Source organism: Sphingobacterium sp. HJSM2_6 (assembly GCF_049316305.1).
Lineage (GTDB): Bacteria > Bacteroidota > Bacteroidia > Sphingobacteriales > Sphingobacteriaceae > Sphingobacterium.
The window spans coordinates 1-17,242 of record NZ_JBMOXB010000025.1 but is presented as its reverse complement, the minus strand read 5'-3'; the positions used below and the strand labels follow the sequence as shown (position 1 = coordinate 17,242).

At 36.4% G+C, this 17,242-nt stretch carries 15 protein-coding genes and 1 tRNA gene; 4 read left to right on the top strand and 12 right to left on the bottom strand.

The window, feature by feature from the left end; all coding sequences use genetic code 11:
* Positions 1-427: 427 nt before the first annotated feature.
* The 5 genes from ACFRAE_RS16965 to ACFRAE_RS16945 all read right to left on the bottom strand — a co-directional run bounded on the left by ACFRAE_RS16965 (position 428) and on the right by ACFRAE_RS16945 (position 7,838).
* The gene (locus tag ACFRAE_RS16965; protein ID WP_422798365.1) at positions 428-1,462 is read right to left on the bottom strand and encodes a ThuA domain-containing protein; all 1,035 of its coding nucleotides are present in this window, start codon (positions 1,460-1,462) and stop codon (positions 428-430) included.
* A gap of 26 nt (positions 1,463-1,488) precedes the next feature.
* Positions 1,489-2,736: an MFS transporter gene (locus tag ACFRAE_RS16960; protein WP_422798364.1), complete on the bottom strand. Its 1,248-nt coding sequence runs from the start codon at positions 2,734-2,736 to the stop codon at positions 1,489-1,491.
* 175 nt (positions 2,737-2,911) lie between these two features.
* Complete coding sequence (locus ACFRAE_RS16955; RefSeq protein WP_422798363.1) at positions 2,912-3,757, bottom strand: sugar phosphate isomerase/epimerase family protein; 846 nt, start codon at positions 3,755-3,757, stop codon at positions 2,912-2,914.
* A gap of 42 nt (positions 3,758-3,799) precedes the next feature.
* Complete coding sequence (locus ACFRAE_RS16950) at positions 3,800-7,069, bottom strand: PVC-type heme-binding CxxCH protein (protein WP_422798362.1); 3,270 nt, start codon at positions 7,067-7,069, stop codon at positions 3,800-3,802.
* A 505-nt stretch (positions 7,070-7,574) separates the two neighbouring features.
* Positions 7,575-7,838 (bottom strand): hypothetical protein, encoded by a 264-nt coding sequence (locus tag ACFRAE_RS16945; RefSeq protein WP_422798361.1) that lies wholly within the window; start codon positions 7,836-7,838, stop codon positions 7,575-7,577.
* Between the two features lie 258 nt (positions 7,839-8,096).
* On the opposite strand from ACFRAE_RS16945, the gene ACFRAE_RS16940 reads away from it, so the two are divergent.
* A complete protein-coding gene (locus ACFRAE_RS16940) occupies positions 8,097-8,720 on the top strand; it encodes a helix-turn-helix transcriptional regulator (protein ID WP_422798360.1) in 624 nt (207 codons plus the stop codon).
* Between the two features lie 9 nt (positions 8,721-8,729).
* Here ACFRAE_RS16940 and ACFRAE_RS16935 read toward each other — a convergent pair whose 3' ends face one another.
* Complete coding sequence (locus tag ACFRAE_RS16935; protein ID WP_422798359.1) at positions 8,730-9,056, bottom strand: phosphoribosylpyrophosphate synthetase; 327 nt, start codon at positions 9,054-9,056, stop codon at positions 8,730-8,732.
* Between the two features lie 115 nt (positions 9,057-9,171).
* Between ACFRAE_RS16935 and ACFRAE_RS16930 the strand changes: the two genes are divergently transcribed.
* Positions 9,172-9,975 (top strand): class I SAM-dependent methyltransferase, encoded by an 804-nt coding sequence (locus ACFRAE_RS16930; RefSeq protein ID WP_422798358.1) that lies wholly within the window; start codon positions 9,172-9,174, stop codon positions 9,973-9,975.
* 24 nt (positions 9,976-9,999) lie between these two features.
* Here ACFRAE_RS16930 and bioA read toward each other — a convergent pair whose 3' ends face one another.
* From bioA to ACFRAE_RS16905, 5 genes are read right to left on the bottom strand one after another with little or no spacing between them, the layout of a single operon-like run.
* Positions 10,000-11,268: an adenosylmethionine--8-amino-7-oxononanoate transaminase gene (gene bioA, locus ACFRAE_RS16925; RefSeq protein WP_422798357.1), complete on the bottom strand. Its 1,269-nt coding sequence runs from the start codon at positions 11,266-11,268 to the stop codon at positions 10,000-10,002.
* Positions 11,253-12,248, bottom strand: coding sequence for a biotin synthase BioB (gene bioB, locus ACFRAE_RS16920; RefSeq protein ID WP_422798356.1), 996 nt, complete (start codon positions 12,246-12,248; stop codon positions 11,253-11,255). The genes bioA and bioB overlap by 16 nt, the downstream gene beginning before the upstream one ends.
* A 9-nt stretch (positions 12,249-12,257) precedes the next feature.
* Positions 12,258-12,872 carry a dethiobiotin synthase gene (gene bioD, locus ACFRAE_RS16915; RefSeq protein WP_422798355.1) on the bottom strand — a complete coding sequence of 205 codons (615 nt, stop codon included), beginning with the start codon at positions 12,870-12,872 and terminating at the stop codon, positions 12,258-12,260.
* Positions 12,869-13,969, bottom strand: a complete 1,101-nt coding sequence (locus tag ACFRAE_RS16910; protein ID WP_422798354.1) for an aminotransferase class I/II-fold pyridoxal phosphate-dependent enzyme — start codon at positions 13,967-13,969, stop codon at positions 12,869-12,871. Before ACFRAE_RS16910 ends, bioD begins: the two co-directional genes overlap by 4 nt.
* Positions 13,950-14,585, bottom strand: a complete 636-nt coding sequence (locus ACFRAE_RS16905) for a hypothetical protein (RefSeq protein WP_422798353.1) — start codon at positions 14,583-14,585, stop codon at positions 13,950-13,952. The genes ACFRAE_RS16910 and ACFRAE_RS16905 overlap by 20 nt, the downstream gene beginning before the upstream one ends.
* Before the next feature lie 65 nt (positions 14,586-14,650).
* On the opposite strand from ACFRAE_RS16905, the gene ACFRAE_RS16900 reads away from it, so the two are divergent.
* Positions 14,651-16,135, top strand: coding sequence for a PLP-dependent aminotransferase family protein (locus ACFRAE_RS16900; protein ID WP_422798352.1), 1,485 nt, complete (start codon positions 14,651-14,653; stop codon positions 16,133-16,135).
* On the opposite strand, the gene ACFRAE_RS16895 is transcribed toward ACFRAE_RS16900, so the two are convergent.
* Positions 16,119-16,532 (bottom strand): hypothetical protein, encoded by a 414-nt coding sequence (locus ACFRAE_RS16895; protein WP_422798351.1) that lies wholly within the window; start codon positions 16,530-16,532, stop codon positions 16,119-16,121. The genes ACFRAE_RS16900 and ACFRAE_RS16895 overlap by 17 nt on opposite strands.
* Before the next feature lie 426 nt (positions 16,533-16,958).
* Between ACFRAE_RS16895 and ACFRAE_RS16890 the strand changes: the two genes are divergently transcribed.
* Positions 16,959-17,032 (top strand) — tRNA-His (locus ACFRAE_RS16890).
* Positions 17,033-17,242: the final 210 nt, after the last annotated feature.

The following is a 17,242-nucleotide window of genomic DNA, read 5'->3' as shown; positions in this document are numbered from 1 at the left end:
GCGTAAACTTATACTAAAAAAGAGGCTAATTAGCTAATTCAGCTTCGATGATAGGCTTTAGCTACGCTTATCCTTCCCGAAAATAGATTGACTCAATTAATTGCTCAATTAAGAGCCAAAACGCGCTTTCCTTAGGATCTCCTTCGGATATTCATCGGAACTGATCCGCAGATGATACGCTATTTACCGAACCAGATCCTAGTAAGATGCTAGGTAAAACCAATAGAAACTAATCGATAAAATAAGATCAGTTAAATGCTCAATACAATCAGTTACCAACTATTTCAGGATTCCATTGAAAGAAATAACAAACACATACGAAAACAGCAAACGCCTGAAATTCAAAAACTAACCCACAAAAAAAGGAGTCTCCCCGATTTTAGAGAGACTCCCAAGCTTTTAACACGTATTTTTACGTTATACTGACCTATTGATAATCTTTCGGAAATTTGCCTTTAACAAACTTACCAAATCCAAACATTAATGGACTATAGGTACCGATAGGGTCTACTACCAGATCATTTTTAATTTTACTTTCTTCTCCAACCGCCCATAAACTCGCATTCACTAATAACCTGCGCATATCTGTATTAGCCAAATCGATGGACGCACCCATTGTAGTGGTAAAGGCTTTGCCTTTCACACCACCAGGTAATTGATAAGTCCTAGTCCAAGCAACAGGAATCGTTGATTTTTTCCAATTTACAGCCGATAACTCATCCATTCCTAAGGTAGGCTGTCCAAATAACAGTATTTCTGCATCTTTCAAGTCTGCATGGATACCATATACATCTGTTGGAACCCAAACATCCTCTACTCCAAGAAGTATGGGATTAGGTTTAACCATCTGTAGGCCATTGACTAAGCCACGTGTACCTTCTGTACCATGATCTCCATGATGGCTTATCCAAGTTTCTCCAAGCACAAGTTTACCAAATCCTCCTGCCCAAGGTCCTTCTTTTTGAGCGTATCCATAATGTTTATATTTACTTTTGGAATCTTCCGGAAAATTGAAGGCATGGGTAGCCGTACGTAAACCAATAACGGGTTTACCAGCCTTTAGGTAATTATCTATATGCAGCATTTGTTCATCAGGTAATTGACGAAACCTAGTCGCAATGATCATCAGATCTGCATCCTTGAGTTCTTGAAGCCCTGGAATATGCTGTTCATAGTCAGGATTAATTTCTTTCGTTTTTGGATCTATAGGAAATAAAACTACAGCATCAAAACCATGATGATAGGATAATAATTTTGCCAACATCGGCATACTTTCTTCAGACCGATATTCTTGATCTCCAGCAATAAGAACTACTTTTTTCGGTTTTGCTGTCGAATTTTTAGCTTTAAAATAGAGCCAATCTACTTGGCGTTGTGCACAAGCAGTTTGAGCACTTACGATTACAAAAAAAAGAAATATACTAAGTCTTTTTATGCAATTCCAACAATTTCCTATCATCATGTTTTTCAAAATTATTTAAACGATTATTACGAAGCCTCTAGCTCACTATTAGTTGCTTCTTCTACTTGAGGTTGTGCTTTGCGTTGCCACAAGAAGAAAATCAAAAATAACACAATTAATATCCCTGGAAAGATCGCTAGTTTAGCCAATGTAATTTGTCCTACCAATAAGTCAACATTCTCAGTAGTACTTCCAATTTCAGCTACTGCTTTTTTAGAATTATCTATCCAACGACCAATAATTGGTTGAAATATGGACGTGGAAAACATACCTACTCCACCAATGATAGACATCCCCAATGCACCGCTCAATGGAACACGTTGAGCCGTTGTACCAATCATTGTAGGCCAGAAAAAACAAACGCCTACAGCAAATAATATAGCCGCAAAATAGACCATTCCACCAGTTACCACACTAAATAAATAAACACCTATTGTCGCAAAAATAGCAGAGAACAATAGCACTCCGGTTTGTCCAAGAAGCTTGATTACAGGGCCTGCGAAAAAGCGACCTGTTGCCATTACCCCAGTTACTAATGCTAACACTAACATAGGACTAGCGCCACTGTCTGCCATGATAATCCCTACCCACTGTTGTGGACCAAATTCAGAGATTGCAGTTAATGCCATACAACAGAATAAGAAAATAAAGATTGGCGAAAACATCGCTTTAAAGTTTGTAGATATCGATTCAGCTGCTGCTGCTTTTGCCGCTGGGAATGATTGTCCAAAGAATAAGATGGCGTAAATAATTGTTGGAATCATTATTAACCACATTTGTACTTGCCAACTCACCTCCAAATCGGTTAAAAATTTGGATAGTAAACTTCCGATTACAATCCCACCTGGGAACCACATATGAAACCTATTTAACATTTTATCCATTTTCTTACCAGAATATAGATCTGCAATCAATGGGTTACATGCCGCTTCGGTACAACCATTACCAAATCCAATAAATAAGGTGGATAGCAATAATAAAGAATACCCTTGCGCGTATATTGTTAAAATAATACCTAAAGTATGGGCAACAAAAGCAATACGCATAATATTGGCTGGACCGATTTTATAATAAAATAATCCGCCTAAAATCATGGAAATAGGAAAGCCTAAAAACCACATGGAATTAATAAATCCTAATTGCTCAGCATTTAAATTAAAGTTTTCTCCAAGTTCAGGCAATATACCCGCACGTATTGAAAAGGTTAGTCCTGTAGTTATAAGCGCTAAACAACTTCCTAGGAATAGTGCTTGATTGTTTACTGGTTTACTCATAATGTAATGGTTTATTTAGTTTACTTATTTTGGTTATTTTTTTAAAAATACTATTTAGTTCGTGAATATTAATTCATATTTATGGTATAAATTGCATACTTAATTCAAATTCAGGTCTATAAATTTTGAAATAGCTAACTTAATATAAAGATTTTACAAAAGCTATTCAAAAAAATTAAGATTGAATGTTGTTTTTGATAAAAGTATACCCTTCTTCTGCAATTTCCCATGGATCGGAATACTCTCTCCACACATTGATCATATTTGCAAAATCGGCATCTGCTCTGGAGAACGATTCTATAGTATACCATCCATCAAATTGTAGGTCTTTTAATGTTTTGAAAACCCGATCCCAATGCACGAGTCCCTTTCCAGGAGTACCTCTGTCATTTTCACTTATGTGCACATGGGCTAAATATGGTGCTATGTGTTGGATGGCTTGCTCCATACTTTTTTCTTCTATATTGGCATGATGGGTATCAAACATAGCGCGTACATTGGGATGGTTAACCTGAGCCACCAAATCAGCCAATTGCACCATTGTATTACACAAATAATTTTCAAACCTATTGACGGCTTCCAACGCTAAAACAACTTGGCCTTGTTGCGCATACGCTCCGGCTTGATGCATGATATCAATACAATAAGACCATTCGTCTGCGGTAGCCGGACGATAAGCAAAATGCCCATGAGCCGAATGAAAGGGTCCACAAATAAGTTTGCAGTTCATATCATTAGCACGATCGATCGCCCATTTAATGCGATCGAGCCCTTGCTGTCTCACCTTAGGTTCTGCAGCAATAGGATTATGATCTTTACCTACTACAAATACGGCGGTAATTTCCATCCCAATCGATTGACAGTGTTTTGAAAGCTGCAAGTATGCATCTTGATCATCCGATCCGATTAAACATTCTATACCGTCATAACCAATTTTTTTCAGTCGATCTATTAAAGGAAAGGTAAGCTGGGATACTCCTGCAGACCAGGGCAACAAGTTGAAACCTATTTTATTTTTCATTCTATATATTAAGTATTGATCGATTACTTGATCTGAATTCAATTAATTTTCTAATGGATGTTGTTTTAATAATTCTTCTGGAGCATAAAATCCTTTTTTATCACGGATAGAATCTCTGATTTTTTTCACTTCCGCTGGGGAGATCACGGAACTTTTGTTTCCAAAATTGTTCCGTACGAAAGTCAATACATCGGCCACCTCTTGATCATTTAACAAACCACCAAAAGGGGTCATTGGAACTTGACCAGGGTACTTTTTACCATTGACTTCAATAGGCCCCATTAAACCGTTCAAAGTAAGTTTAATTAATCGTTCTGTACTTCCAGTCACCCAGGCACTAGCTTCCAATGGAGGAAAGCCTGAACTCTCCAAGCCTTTGCCGTTTGGTTGATGGCAAGTGACACAGAAACCTTCTTTGTTGTATAAGATTGCACCTCGTTTAAATTGTGCTAAGTCTTCTCCCTTTAAATGGCTGGCAGTAGCTTCAGTACGTTCTGGATTTCCAACAGATTCATTTTTAAGATGGGCTAAGGATGTCTTATAAGAAGCTTTTAACCAATCATCTAATTTCAGCGTATCCACTTTGGCTAATACTTCCAAACCATCCGCAGGCGCTAACCATGATGCAGCAGTAATTCCCTCCAAGCGTACCCGACCTTGTTCGTCTTGTACAGCTTGTTGTAATAATGCTTTGTAATTTTTCAGCTTTGTACTATTATATCGAATCGCATGTGCTGCTGCTGCTCTTGCTCGAAAATCTTTGGCTTTAAGTAGTTTTTCTAACAAAGCTTGGTCAATCCGATTGATACCCCAACTCACCCACAAACCTTCTAGCATCTGGTGTTCGTAGTTTTTATCTTTAGGATCTAACTGGGCAATCCATTTCTTCAATCCTTTTTCTACCTCATTTACTGGACGCATTCTCAACTCTGTTCTAGTCCGGTAACGTGTTCTATCTTCAGGTAACTTTAAATTTTCAAATAATTCACTGATGGATGCATCTGCTATTTTTGCAGGTTTTACCAAAGGTCTTGAAGGATAAGTCAAGCGATATATACGACCATGCACATGGTCTCTTAGCGGATCGCGCGCATTGTGCTGCATATGACCGATTAAGATATTATGCCAATCGACAATATACAAGGATCCATCGGGAGCAAATTCCGAATCTACTGGTCTAAAGTTAGGATCATCTGACCAAAACAAATCCTGTCTATGTTTACTTTTATATCCAGTACCATCATCTTCAAAAGTATGTTGTTTAGCCCCGAGGAAACCAATTGTATTGTTTATTAAAAAATCACCTTGAACATCATCTGGGAAATGTCTACTAGAAACAAACTCCAAGCCGGATGTTGGTCTTACTTTATGCTGTTCTTCAACCAAATTAAAGGATTTATCATTTGCTTCTCCATATCGCGGAAAGATACTTCCTGGCAACATCCAGCGCACATCAGGACCTGAAGTTTCTGCATAGATAGATTGTCCCCAAGAATCAAACGCTATACCCCAAGGGTTTGGAATAGATAATTGAGCTACACGTTCTAAACGTTTATTTTGTGGAGAATAACGATAAAAACCTCCATTTGTACCACGTACGGGACCATAAGAAGTTTCCACATTGGTATGAAGGAACACCCCTTCAGCCATATAAAAGGCGCCCGAAGGATCCATGACATAGGTACTGTGGGCATGATGGGTATCGTGATCATCAAAACCACTCAGTATAATTTCTTTTTTATCAGCTTTCCCATCATTATCTGTATCTTTTAATAAGACAAGATTTTTTCCTTGAGAAACGTAAACGCCATCTGGAGTAAATTCAAATCCGATTGGCAAATGTAGCTTATCTGCAAAAACCGATTGCTTATCGGCTTTACCATCGCCATCCGTATCTTCCAATATAATAATCTTGTCATTAGGACGGCCATCTCCAGCTTTCCAATGCGGATAGCTCGGCATTGTCGCTACCCAAAGTCTACCCTTACTATCAAAAGATAACTGTACAGGGTTTGCCAAATCTGGGAATTCTTTTTCAGAAGCGAACAATTCTATTTTGTATCCTGGAGCAGTGTGAAATTTAGCCACTGCATCATCGCCATAAAGATAACTTCCCTGCGCCTCCATACCTCCAGCATAATTGGTAGCTACCTCAGGTAATTTCAATGTATTCTTATCCATCGATTGCAAATCATAGGACTTTCCTTGTGCGGTAAGCCAAATGGCGGTATCCCGATTTGCCACCATCTGATTTAATTTCTCGATCTCAAATGGGTAATTATCGGGTCCAAAAGGGTTATACCTTCTACCATAGGCATGTACACCATTTGGTATTTTAAAGTCTTGGGTCCAAACCCAATCTTTCTCTAAAACTGCTTCTTTAATTTTTGCGCGATCGATATTTTTAGCATCTGGCGATTCGCCAAAGGATTGATCAACTAAAAATTTCGCGAATCGTTGATAGGACTCTTCAGATAATTGAGAACCATCTATTGTAACATCTTCTGGTGAGTTTTTATACCAATTTTTACTAAAATTAAAGGCATCTATGAAAGCAACATTTTTCCCTTTTGCTACTTCTTTCATAGCCGCTGTATAGATTTTTAAATTAGCATTAATCTCTTCCCCATTTGGAAGATCTAAATGATCAGATAAATCTTCAAATGCGATTGGTGAAACCAATATGAGTTTAGAACCTTTACCCTCGTTATAATTTTGTTTTTGGCTATGTTCAATAAATGCAGCTATTTCTGCTTTAAAATCGCTTAAACCTTCAGGCCCTCTAAAAGATTCATTATATCCAAAAAAACAAAAAATTATATCCGCTTTTAGTTTAGTAATCCATTCATCTTCGGTTGGAAAGTGCCCCTCACTACCTGTTTTAATATCAAATTCAGGGTTAAATGCAGATGCTCCTTCGAATGCCCAAGGAGAATTACGAGAAGGATGAGGTCGGAAGCCAGCGGTATTTCCTGGACTACAAATATTTCGAATAAATAAATTACTATCTGGATAGCGCGCATACAATTCGGTATCGAAGTCCCCATACTCCAACATCCTAGAACCTAAATTATTACCAATCAAAACAATATGACTGTTTTTTGGTAAAGCAATAGGTTCAAAATCAGCTTTTGAATCACAGCTTATTATTAAGCTTACACTGATTAATAAAACAAAAAATAATTTCAATCGGTTCATTTTTATATCATTCATTAAGATCGTATACATCTTGGCAGCATTGGTTAGGTCTATACAGACCAATATCAAAATTAATATTCTAAAATTGCTATGGTATCCTGCACCGTCCTGCATTGATTAGAACGGGATAATATAGCTAAATATTTAATAAGATAACCACTAGTAAGCCCCTTAAAATAGTAATTCCCCGATTCACATCGAGGAATTTACCTAAGGATTAATAAGATTAACCCTTATGAACCAATTGAATTAAAGATGTTTATACTATATTTTTAGGTTTCAAGCTTTAAATTGATTTTACTTTGTTGAAAAACCAAACAGAATTAACTAAAAATTCTGTTTGGTTTTAAAAAAAATTTAATTGCTTAAAAGGTTTAAGTTGACGTAATTTCTTTGCTTATTTTGTCAAATATAAAACACATATTGCTCAGTGCTATCCTGCCCTGTCCTGATATTTAAGATAAAAAACAATAAAATTGGCGCATTTTTTGGAATTTTATCAACCTAAAACAGCAATTTTAAGACACGCAACAGCCTAGTTTTCAAAATTTTAATTAAAAAAAAAGAAACCCAAATACATGGGCTTCTTTCTCAAATAAAAAAATTAAAATAAATGTTTTTAGGCCGTTTTTGATTTTTCAATAATAGCATCAATAGTTTTTACAGAACCAAAAGCAATTCGGTGACCTAATTCTAAAAAATATTGCTGTATTTCCATTTCAATACGCTGCGTACTCTGTATCCTTAAAACAAATTGCTTATCATCCATATCTACTGAAAGCATAGAAATTTGTGGAAATTGCTCTTTTAATTTAAAAAACAAAGATTCCCTTTCTAAAAGGGTCTTTAAGGTGCATCGAAATGATAGGATAAAATTTTCCATTGGGAAGTTGGTTAATATGTCTCTTTTATTCAATAAGGAATAAAATCATGCAAACTGTTAACAAAAAATATATAAAATAAACCGCTGATAAATCGTAATCAAAACTAAGAATTAGCAACAATAAAACAAGTAAACAATTGTTTTATTATTGTCATTATTTATTATTTTCATCTTATCAAAGTCATCAAATAAGATTAAATACCCGAAGGAGTACTACAATCATTATATTTGCAGGAATTAAGCATTTGGATCACAATAATGAAAAAAAGCAGTCCGGAACAAATATTATTATTACTCAAAAAGCGAGGAACACTCGATGCAGGAGAAATTGCGGAGGAACTTTCCATCACTAAAGAAGGAGCCAGACAGCATCTACTTAAACTATTAGAAGAAGGTTTATTAGAAAAAAACTGTGTCAGTTCAGGTGTAGGCAGACCCTGTACTTTTTACTCATTAAGCAATACCGCAATTGCTAAATTCCCTGATGCTCATGCCACTGTCACAGTTCAAATGATTGATTCCATAAAAAAACTTTTAGGTGAAAATGCCCTTCATTTACTGATTAAGGACTGTGAAAAAACAAGCTTAAGCGAGTATCAAAAAGAATTGAGCTTTGCAGGTTGTTTGGAGGAGCGATTAAAAGCTATCGTAAAAATAAGGACTGAGGAAGGATATATGGCAGAATGGTACAAGGAAGATAACGATTATTATTTTATAGAAAATCATTGCCCCATATTATCAGCTGCTAAAAACTGTTCTCATTTTTGTCAAGCAGAAATAAATAATTTTTCGATTTTATTTGGCAATCAGGTAAAAATAGAACGCAAGGAGCATATCATTTCCGGAGATAAGCGATGTATGTATAAATTAAATCTAATATAATTCGAGATTCTATTCCGATCTATTTTTTTTAAATAGGTCTTCCACAATTTTAGCAGAACGATAACCAAAATCAGCCCCAAAACTATTGATTACCAATCCTTTTATTAAATTATCTTTGGACGAAATGGCAAACAATATACTCTCATCTGCAGGATCAGTCATCCCTTCAAAACGGTAAATTAAATCTATTTCAAATTCATCAGGAGATAATTCTATATTTCCACCAGAACAATATATACAAGATCCGTCCTCATTAATTAAAAAATCCGTCACATAGCCTAAGCGTTGCAAATCATTTACAGCTTCGCTTAATGTATCATATACTTTTTTTTCCATGATATTCTTTTTAATAAATTACATATTTATTAACTTCACTTCGTTTACTAATTAAAAATTAAGCTTTATATTTTTTGAATTTAACAATTTAAGAAAATAATCCCTTAACTAAGGAATGATGTCTGCACAATACGATTATTTAAGTATCAATAAAGAACTCTGGAATCTAAAAACTCCAAACCATATTAAGTCCGATTTTTATGGTCAGGAAGCATTTCTTGGAGGCAAATCCTCATTAAACGCAGTCGAATTAAATCTGCTAGGAGATGTTCAAGGTAAAGATATTCTTCACCTGCAATGCCATTTTGGACAAGACAGCTTATCACTAGCTCGAATGGGTGCTCAGGTAACCGGAATTGATCTTGCGGATGAAGCAATCAATTATGCGAATACAGTAGCCAAAGAACTGCAATTAAACGCTCAATTTGTGTGCGATGATGTTTATAACACGTTCAATATATTGCAAAAGCAATTTGATATCGTATTCGCCAGTTATGGAACAATAGGCTGGTTGCCTGATTTAATGCCTTGGGCAAAAATGATCAGCCAAAGTTTAAAACCTAATGGAAAATTAGTTTTTGTGGAATTTCATCCGGTGATTTGGATGTTTGACAATGATTTTAAACAATTCCAATACAGCTATTTCAATGTAGAAAGCATTGTAGATAACGAAGAGGGAACCTATGCCGATCGAGAAGCGAACATCAAGGCCACAGCAATTTCTTGGAACCACCCCCTAACCGATGTTTTACAATCGCTGTTAGCTAATGGATTGCAAATTGACACCTTCCATGAATATGATTTTTCACCTTATAACTGTTTTTCAAACTGCCTAGAAATAGCGCCAGGAAAATTCCAAATTGAAGGATTGGAAGGTAAAATCCCCATGGTATATGCAATAACAGCAACCAAAAAATAACGAATACAACTTGTACTAGTGCTGTTAATCAGATTTTAACACCGCTAATACAAGTTGATAACATCTTTGCAAATCCTGCTCGCTTATGCAGTAAGGTGGTAATAAATAGATGGTATTTCCCAAAGGCCTTAATAGTATACCATGTTCTAAAAATCGCTGATATAAGTAGGATTGTATGGAGTTGAAATAAGAAGTTTCCTCTGGCACTAGCCAATCAAATGCTAATAAGGTTCCATATTGCCTTATATTTTCAATTTTATCACATTCTTTTAATAATCCTGCGAAGGCTTGATGCATCAAGATTATATGTTGAATTGATTTATTAGTCTGCTCTTCCAATAACAAATCCAAACTGGCTAAAGATGCCGCACAGGCGACTGGACTCGCGGTAAAGGAATGGCCATGAAAAAATGCCTGCTTCTTATCATCATGATAAAAACCCTGATAAATTTCTTGTGTACAACTTGTTATTCCCAAAGCCATGGTACCTCCTGTCAAGCCTTTGGATAAACAATATAAATCTGCCTCGAAGTTTAATTGATCTGCTGCGAAAATCGTCCCTGTTCTTCCAAATCCTACAAAAATCTCATCCTGTATTAACAAGATTTGCTGATTTTTACAGTAATTCATGAGTAAATTTAAATCGCAAGCTTCATGCATCAACATCCCTCCTGCACCTTGAATAAGAGGTTCATAAATGATACAGATGGTTTCATTCGCATGCTGATCAATGATGCTTTTATTTAAATTAAAATTAGTGGCTGTTGGAGCATCCAAGTAAATCACATCAAATAGGTAATCAGAAAAGCAGTTGGTCCAATGTCCACGCTCACTAACTGCCATTGCACCAAATGTATCCCCATGATAACCCTGGCGAAATGCCATAATCTTTTTCTTTTGCCTGCCTTTACTTTGTTCATATTGTATGCACATCTTCAATGCTACCTCCACGGCCGTGGATCCATTGTCGCTGTAAAAGATTTTTTTTTGATTTTTAGGCAATAAGGCTAATAAGCGTTCCGATAGCTCAATAGCGCCAACATGTGTAAATCCAGCAAATATGACATGTTCTAAACGAGTTAATTGTTCATATACTTTTTGAGCAATGTAAGGGTGAGCATGCCCATGCAGATTGACCCACCAAGAGCAGACCATATCCAAATATGAATTCCCATTGGCGTCGTATAAATATGCACCTTCCCCCCTAACAATAGGAATATGGACGGTGTTTTTCATTTGGCTGTAGGGATGCCAATTCACCTGAGCATCCCTTGCCATTAACTTATGTTGCATGCCTGCATTTTTTTAGTAGTCATTGGCTTTAACCCCAATGTGTTCAATAATTGTACATCTTCGTCCCATCCTGGATTATCTGTGACTAAAAGTGTTTTACGATCCCCCGAAAAGATGGAATTTGCCCCAGCCATAAAGCACCAAGCTTGTTCCGATTCAGACATTTCCATTCGCCCTGCACTTAACCGAATCATGGATGATGGCATAATGATTCTAGCCGTAGCAATCATACGAACCATATCCCATACATCCACCTTAGGCATGGTTTCCATGGGTGTACCAGGCACACGTGCTAATGCATTAATAGGAACGGATTCTGGATGCACCTCCATATTTGCTAATGTTCTTAACATGGATATTCGATCTTCCAATCGTTCACCTAAACCAATAATCCCTCCGGAACAGACTGTAATTCCAGCCTTCCTAACTTGGTTAATGGTATCCACTCGCTGATCAAACGTTCTTGTGGAAATAATCTCTTCATAAAACTCTTCAGAAGTATCTAAATTATGATTATAGGCATATAATCCGGCCTCTTGTAAACGAATCGCTTGCCCTTCTGTTAACATCCCTAGGGTACAGCATACTTCTAATCCAAGGGCATTTACTCCTTTTACCATGTCTATTACTCGATCAAAATCCCTATTGTCTCTTACTTCCCTCCAAGCTGCAGCCATACAAAACCGAGTTGAACCGGTTTCTTTAGCTTTTTGCGCATGCTTGATGACCTCTTCTGTTGGCAATAAAGATTGAACATTGATTCCTGTATGATACCTGGCAGCTTGACCACAATAGGAACAATCTTCCGGACAGCCTCCCGTTTTTATAGATAATAAGGTGGAAATTTGAATTTCATTTTTTGGTTGCCAATCTCGATGCACTTGGGCAGCATGATAAACTAATTCCAATAAAGGTTGTTGATAAATCCCTAGTAATTCTTCCTTGGACCAATCATGCCTGATGGTGAAATTTTCTTTCATATGTTTTTTCTAATAAATTTTAATATGTGGTATAGCCTCCCGTACCTGCTTTTCATTCAGTTCAGGTAGCGCTGGTATAACTATGATTTTGCAATCGCTGGGTAAATATTGTTTAATGATTCGCGAACTTGATTCTTTAAAATTCCCGTTAAAAACCAAATAGTGTAATGCTAAGCCCGCGGAACGAATGGCTTGGATGGATAATAAAGTATGGTTAATGCAACCTAGGTAATCTCTGCAAACTAAAATGATGGGTAAATCCAATTGTTTCATGAGATCCAACATCACATATTGCTCATTGATAGGAACATAAACCCCTCCCGCACCTTCAATTAATAAACCTTGCTCCAGATCTGGTCTTTTTATTTGTGACATATTCAAATGGACAGCTTGGAGTTCAGCGGCATAATGGGGAGATTCGGCAGCTTGAAGCTTATAAACTTCCGGCAGGATTGGAACGGTTTGTTGGGATAAAAGAGCGACCAGTTGACTATCTGTTTGATGGATATCTCCAGATTGAATAGGTTTCCAATAAGCTGTATTCCAATGCATCGCCAACATTGCTGAAACTACTGTTTTCCCAACCGAAGTGCCTATTCCGGTAATAAAGTAACCTTTAATCATATTAAATGATGAAGCTGATGAACTAATAAATCGATTTCTTGTTTCGAGTTTGTCGCGTGTAAGCATATTCTCAAGCATTGTTTATTTGCTGGGACTGCAGGAGCCAACATGGCATAGGTCAGTATGCCCTGTTTTCCCAATTCATCTTTCACATGCAACAACTTTTCGCTGGAATCAAATACAATGGGTTGTATCGCCCCAATAGCCTTCGGCTGACTCTGCTTACATTGATTTTTATAGTATTGAATATTATGGGATAATATCCCTTGAATTTGAGGATTTTCCTCAATGAAACGGTATGCCAATGCTATGGATTTAAAGTGATAATCCGGTAATGCGGTGGAATACACAAATGGCGCAGCAAAATTTATAAGGTATTCTTTTAATTTATTGGAACATAAAATAGCTGCTCCATGCAGCCCCATCGCCTTACCATAAGTAATAGTACAAGCAAACACTTGTTTTTGTATTTGTAATTTCGTCACAAAGCCTAAGCCAAATACACCGAAAGCATGGGCTTCATCCACCATTAACTTGGCTTGAAATTGATTGCATACTTGGATAATTTCAGCTAAAGGTGCTAGATCCCCTTCCATCGAGTATAAGCTCTCTATAACCACCCATTTCGATCCTGGATGTTTGCTAAGTAAGCTGGTTAAATGTTCGAGATCGTTATGTCTAAATTTGATAACAGGGACTCCTGCTAATCTAAAACCATCCAAAATGGAACGATGAACTTGCTCATCTAAAAAAACATGCTCGTGCCGATGGGCTATACAGGAATATAATGCCAAATTTGCCAAATAACCTGTCGGAAAAATAAGGGCTGAATCATACCCATGGATGGAGGCTATCTCCTCTTCCACAGCATCTTTTATTACCGAATTGCCGCTGACCAACCTTGCTCCTGTACTCCCCAATATCGTTTCTGGAAAATCATTAACTAGCTGTAATAAATCTTGATTAAAAGCCTTGTTTTTGGTTAATCCCAAATAATCATTGGAGTAAAAATCAATCGCCTGATTCGAATGAACATGCAATTGTCGACGAAAGCCAAAATCAGCTCTTTTTGCTAATTTATCCAACCAATACATCATCCTTAATTTTTCCTGACGGAATATCTTTCTTCAACTCAGTAGTCCAAGCTTGGAACAAATCCTGTTCTAAGGCACAAATTTCATTGGCGTATTTTTCCCAATCCTTTGAAAATTCTTTTAGCTGAGAAATCATTTCTTCTAAATGCCCCTCTTCTTCTAAAATGATGGATTTTACGACTACTTTGGATTCATGCGCAGAAAGCACCTCTTGGTATATGGGATACAATTCATCTGCTCGAAGTTCTATTGCATAGGTCACAAATAGGTAGGATGCATATTTTAAAGGTATGCCTTGTAGGTTTAAGCTGTTTTTTAAATACCTAGAGACAGATACATCTAATCGATTGAGGTATTGCATGGAAGAAAAACCCGCTAATAAATTATCCTTCGTGTACCTCTCGAAGCCTTCTAATCCTAATTTTTGCAATTGTTTTTTTAAATAATAGGCATGTCTATGTTCTTCTGCAGCGTGTTTTAGTTGAATGATATTGGTAAAAGAAAAATCTTCACAGGCTGAAATTTTACGAGCTCCACAGTTTTCCATCAATGATAAGGTATTCAACCATTTTGCATGCGCATAATCATTTGAGACGATATTATTCAATAATTCTTTCATAACTTTCAAATTTCTTCCAAATATATTATCTTACCGGTCTGTAAACAGGTACCAGTTTTATTATAATGTATAGTCCGGTTAATATTGCTTTTTATCAATCTATTCAAATAGACCGTAAGTCTAATCAATCGCTTTACCTACAAATTAGCAATCAATTTATTTATGCAATCAACAAAGGAGTGCTTAAACCAAGGCAAAAACTTGTAGGAACTAGGCTATTAAGTAATTTGTTAAACATCCATCGGAATACGGCGACAGCGATTTATAATGAATTAGCAGACCAAGGATGGCTTGAAATTCTACCGAATAAAGGAACTTTTATTACGGATCAATTGCCGGAGCGGAATGAAAAAGAAAATTCTACCAACAAATACCCGGTTGAAACGGGCTTCGAGTTCCGTAAATCCATCCTGTTAGACAATCCTTTCGAACATACCAGTTGCGAATACTTGCTCAATGATGGCATACCGGATATCCGATTAACGAGTGTTGGCATTTTGTCCCAATATTATGCCGCTAATTTAAAGCGCAAAGGAAACCGTAAAAAAATGGGATATTACAATCAGGATGGCAGTGAATATTTCAAAGAGCAACTGGTCAATTACTTACACGACACCCGAAACCTATTAATTGCTCCTGAGAATATCCTGATCACTCGAAGTATTGAAATGAGTTTATATATCATTTCGGAAATTCTGCTAAAGGCTGAAGACCAAATTGTCGTTGGAGAGTTAAGTTATTTTGAAGCGAATATGATTTTTCAAAAATCAGGCAGTAAAATCTGGACCGTCCCCCTAGATCAGGAAGGAATAGACACGAAGGCTTTGCGAAAAATATGCCTAGAAAGAACGATACGAATGGTCTATATCACTCCGCAGCAGCATTATCCTACTACCGTGAGCATGAGTTTATCCAGAAAAATGGAATTACTTCAATTGGCTTATGAATTTGGCTTTGTAATCCTTGAAGATGATCACGATTATGACTTTCAATATACGAAACAAGCTGCACTACCTTTATCAAGCATCGACCAAAAAGGCATGTGTATCTATGTGAGTTCCTTTGGAAAATCTTTGGCTCCTGGCTTTCGCACCGGGTTTATCGTATGCCCCAAAAACCTGATGCAAGAAATGCGAAAGCATTTGGGAATTATTGATCGGCAGGGCGACCTCCTGATGGAACAAGCCTTAGGTGAAATGATCGAAGAAGGTGAAATTCACCGACATATTAAAAAATCAATAAAAATATACCGAGAACGCAGAGACATCTTCGCCGATTTACTGAGGGAAGAGTTGGGTGAATATATTCATTTCCAAATCCCTACTGGTGGCTTAGCATTCTGGATAAATTGGAAGGCAAGCATTAATCTGATGAAACTAAGTAAAAACGCTTTAAAACAAGATGTCTTTATCCCTAAAACCTTGTTATATCAACAAAAAAACTATTGTGGAATGCGCTTGGGATTTGGCAATCTAACCCCTTCCGAAATGCTGGAAATCGTAAAAAGAATTCGAATAGCGGTTTCAAACACACTTACTGCTGCAGAATAGCCGTAAAATCACCCTTTAACTCATTGTAATGGATATATATTCGCTTATATTTTAACATTTCTCTGGAGCTGGATAAATACTTGATCTTCTCATTTTTAAACATCAACTTAGCCCCTAAATGTTCCATCTCCTGCATGTATTTCATAAATTCCTGGAATATACCTCTTCGCTCAGAAACACTAAATTTACTCTGTTTACAGATTTCAAAAAACTGTTGCTCATCTAAACTAATATGCACTTTATTAGTTTTCGTATTGATAATATAATATAATGGATATTCACGGTCGTTAATGAATAAACCTAGGCCTACATCCCCTATTTCATCGTTAAATAAATAAGTGTAAAATTGAAGGCTACCAATAAAACAGGAACCAACAAAAATATTTTTGGATATCATATCGTGTACTAGTTGGTTAGTAAAATAATTAGCTCACCTAATATAATAAATTAAATTAAAATCAACAGCATTCCCGAAGAGCAAACAATTGTAACTTTAACATTGCAAAACAATAAATACATGTAATATTATTACGTAAAATTTGATGACCTTTAGGAAAGCACAATAGTCTTAATCTCAAAAAACATTTTTGTTGATTGAAGGGTATATTCAAGATTGTGGGACTATTGCTTAATTTTTCAGGAGTATGAATTCGCATATTTTACAGTTTAAAGGGCCATATTGTCTTTTATTAACCAGTACATGGAACCAAAACAATAAAATATCTCATTAGAAATGAGGTTTTTCGATAAATCTAGCCCTATTTTTGAAAAATATATTTGGAGTATATGCAGATTAATTCTACTTTTGTATCACAAAATCACGGTAGGTATAGCTCAGTTGGTTAGAGCACTAGATTGTGGTTCTAGGGGTCGTGGGTTCGAGCCCCATTACTTACCCAAAAGCTTCAGATTAATCTGAAGCTTTTTTGTTTTTTTGCCCCTCGCTGATATGACACTAAATGGGATCATACCGAAAAGTTGGGGGGAGTATTAAATAATTCTTAGTTTAGCATTTTTAAACGATATACCACGGATCATACCGAAAAGTTGGGGGGAGTATTAAATAATTCTTAGTTTAGCATTTTTAAACGATATACCACCTTGCAA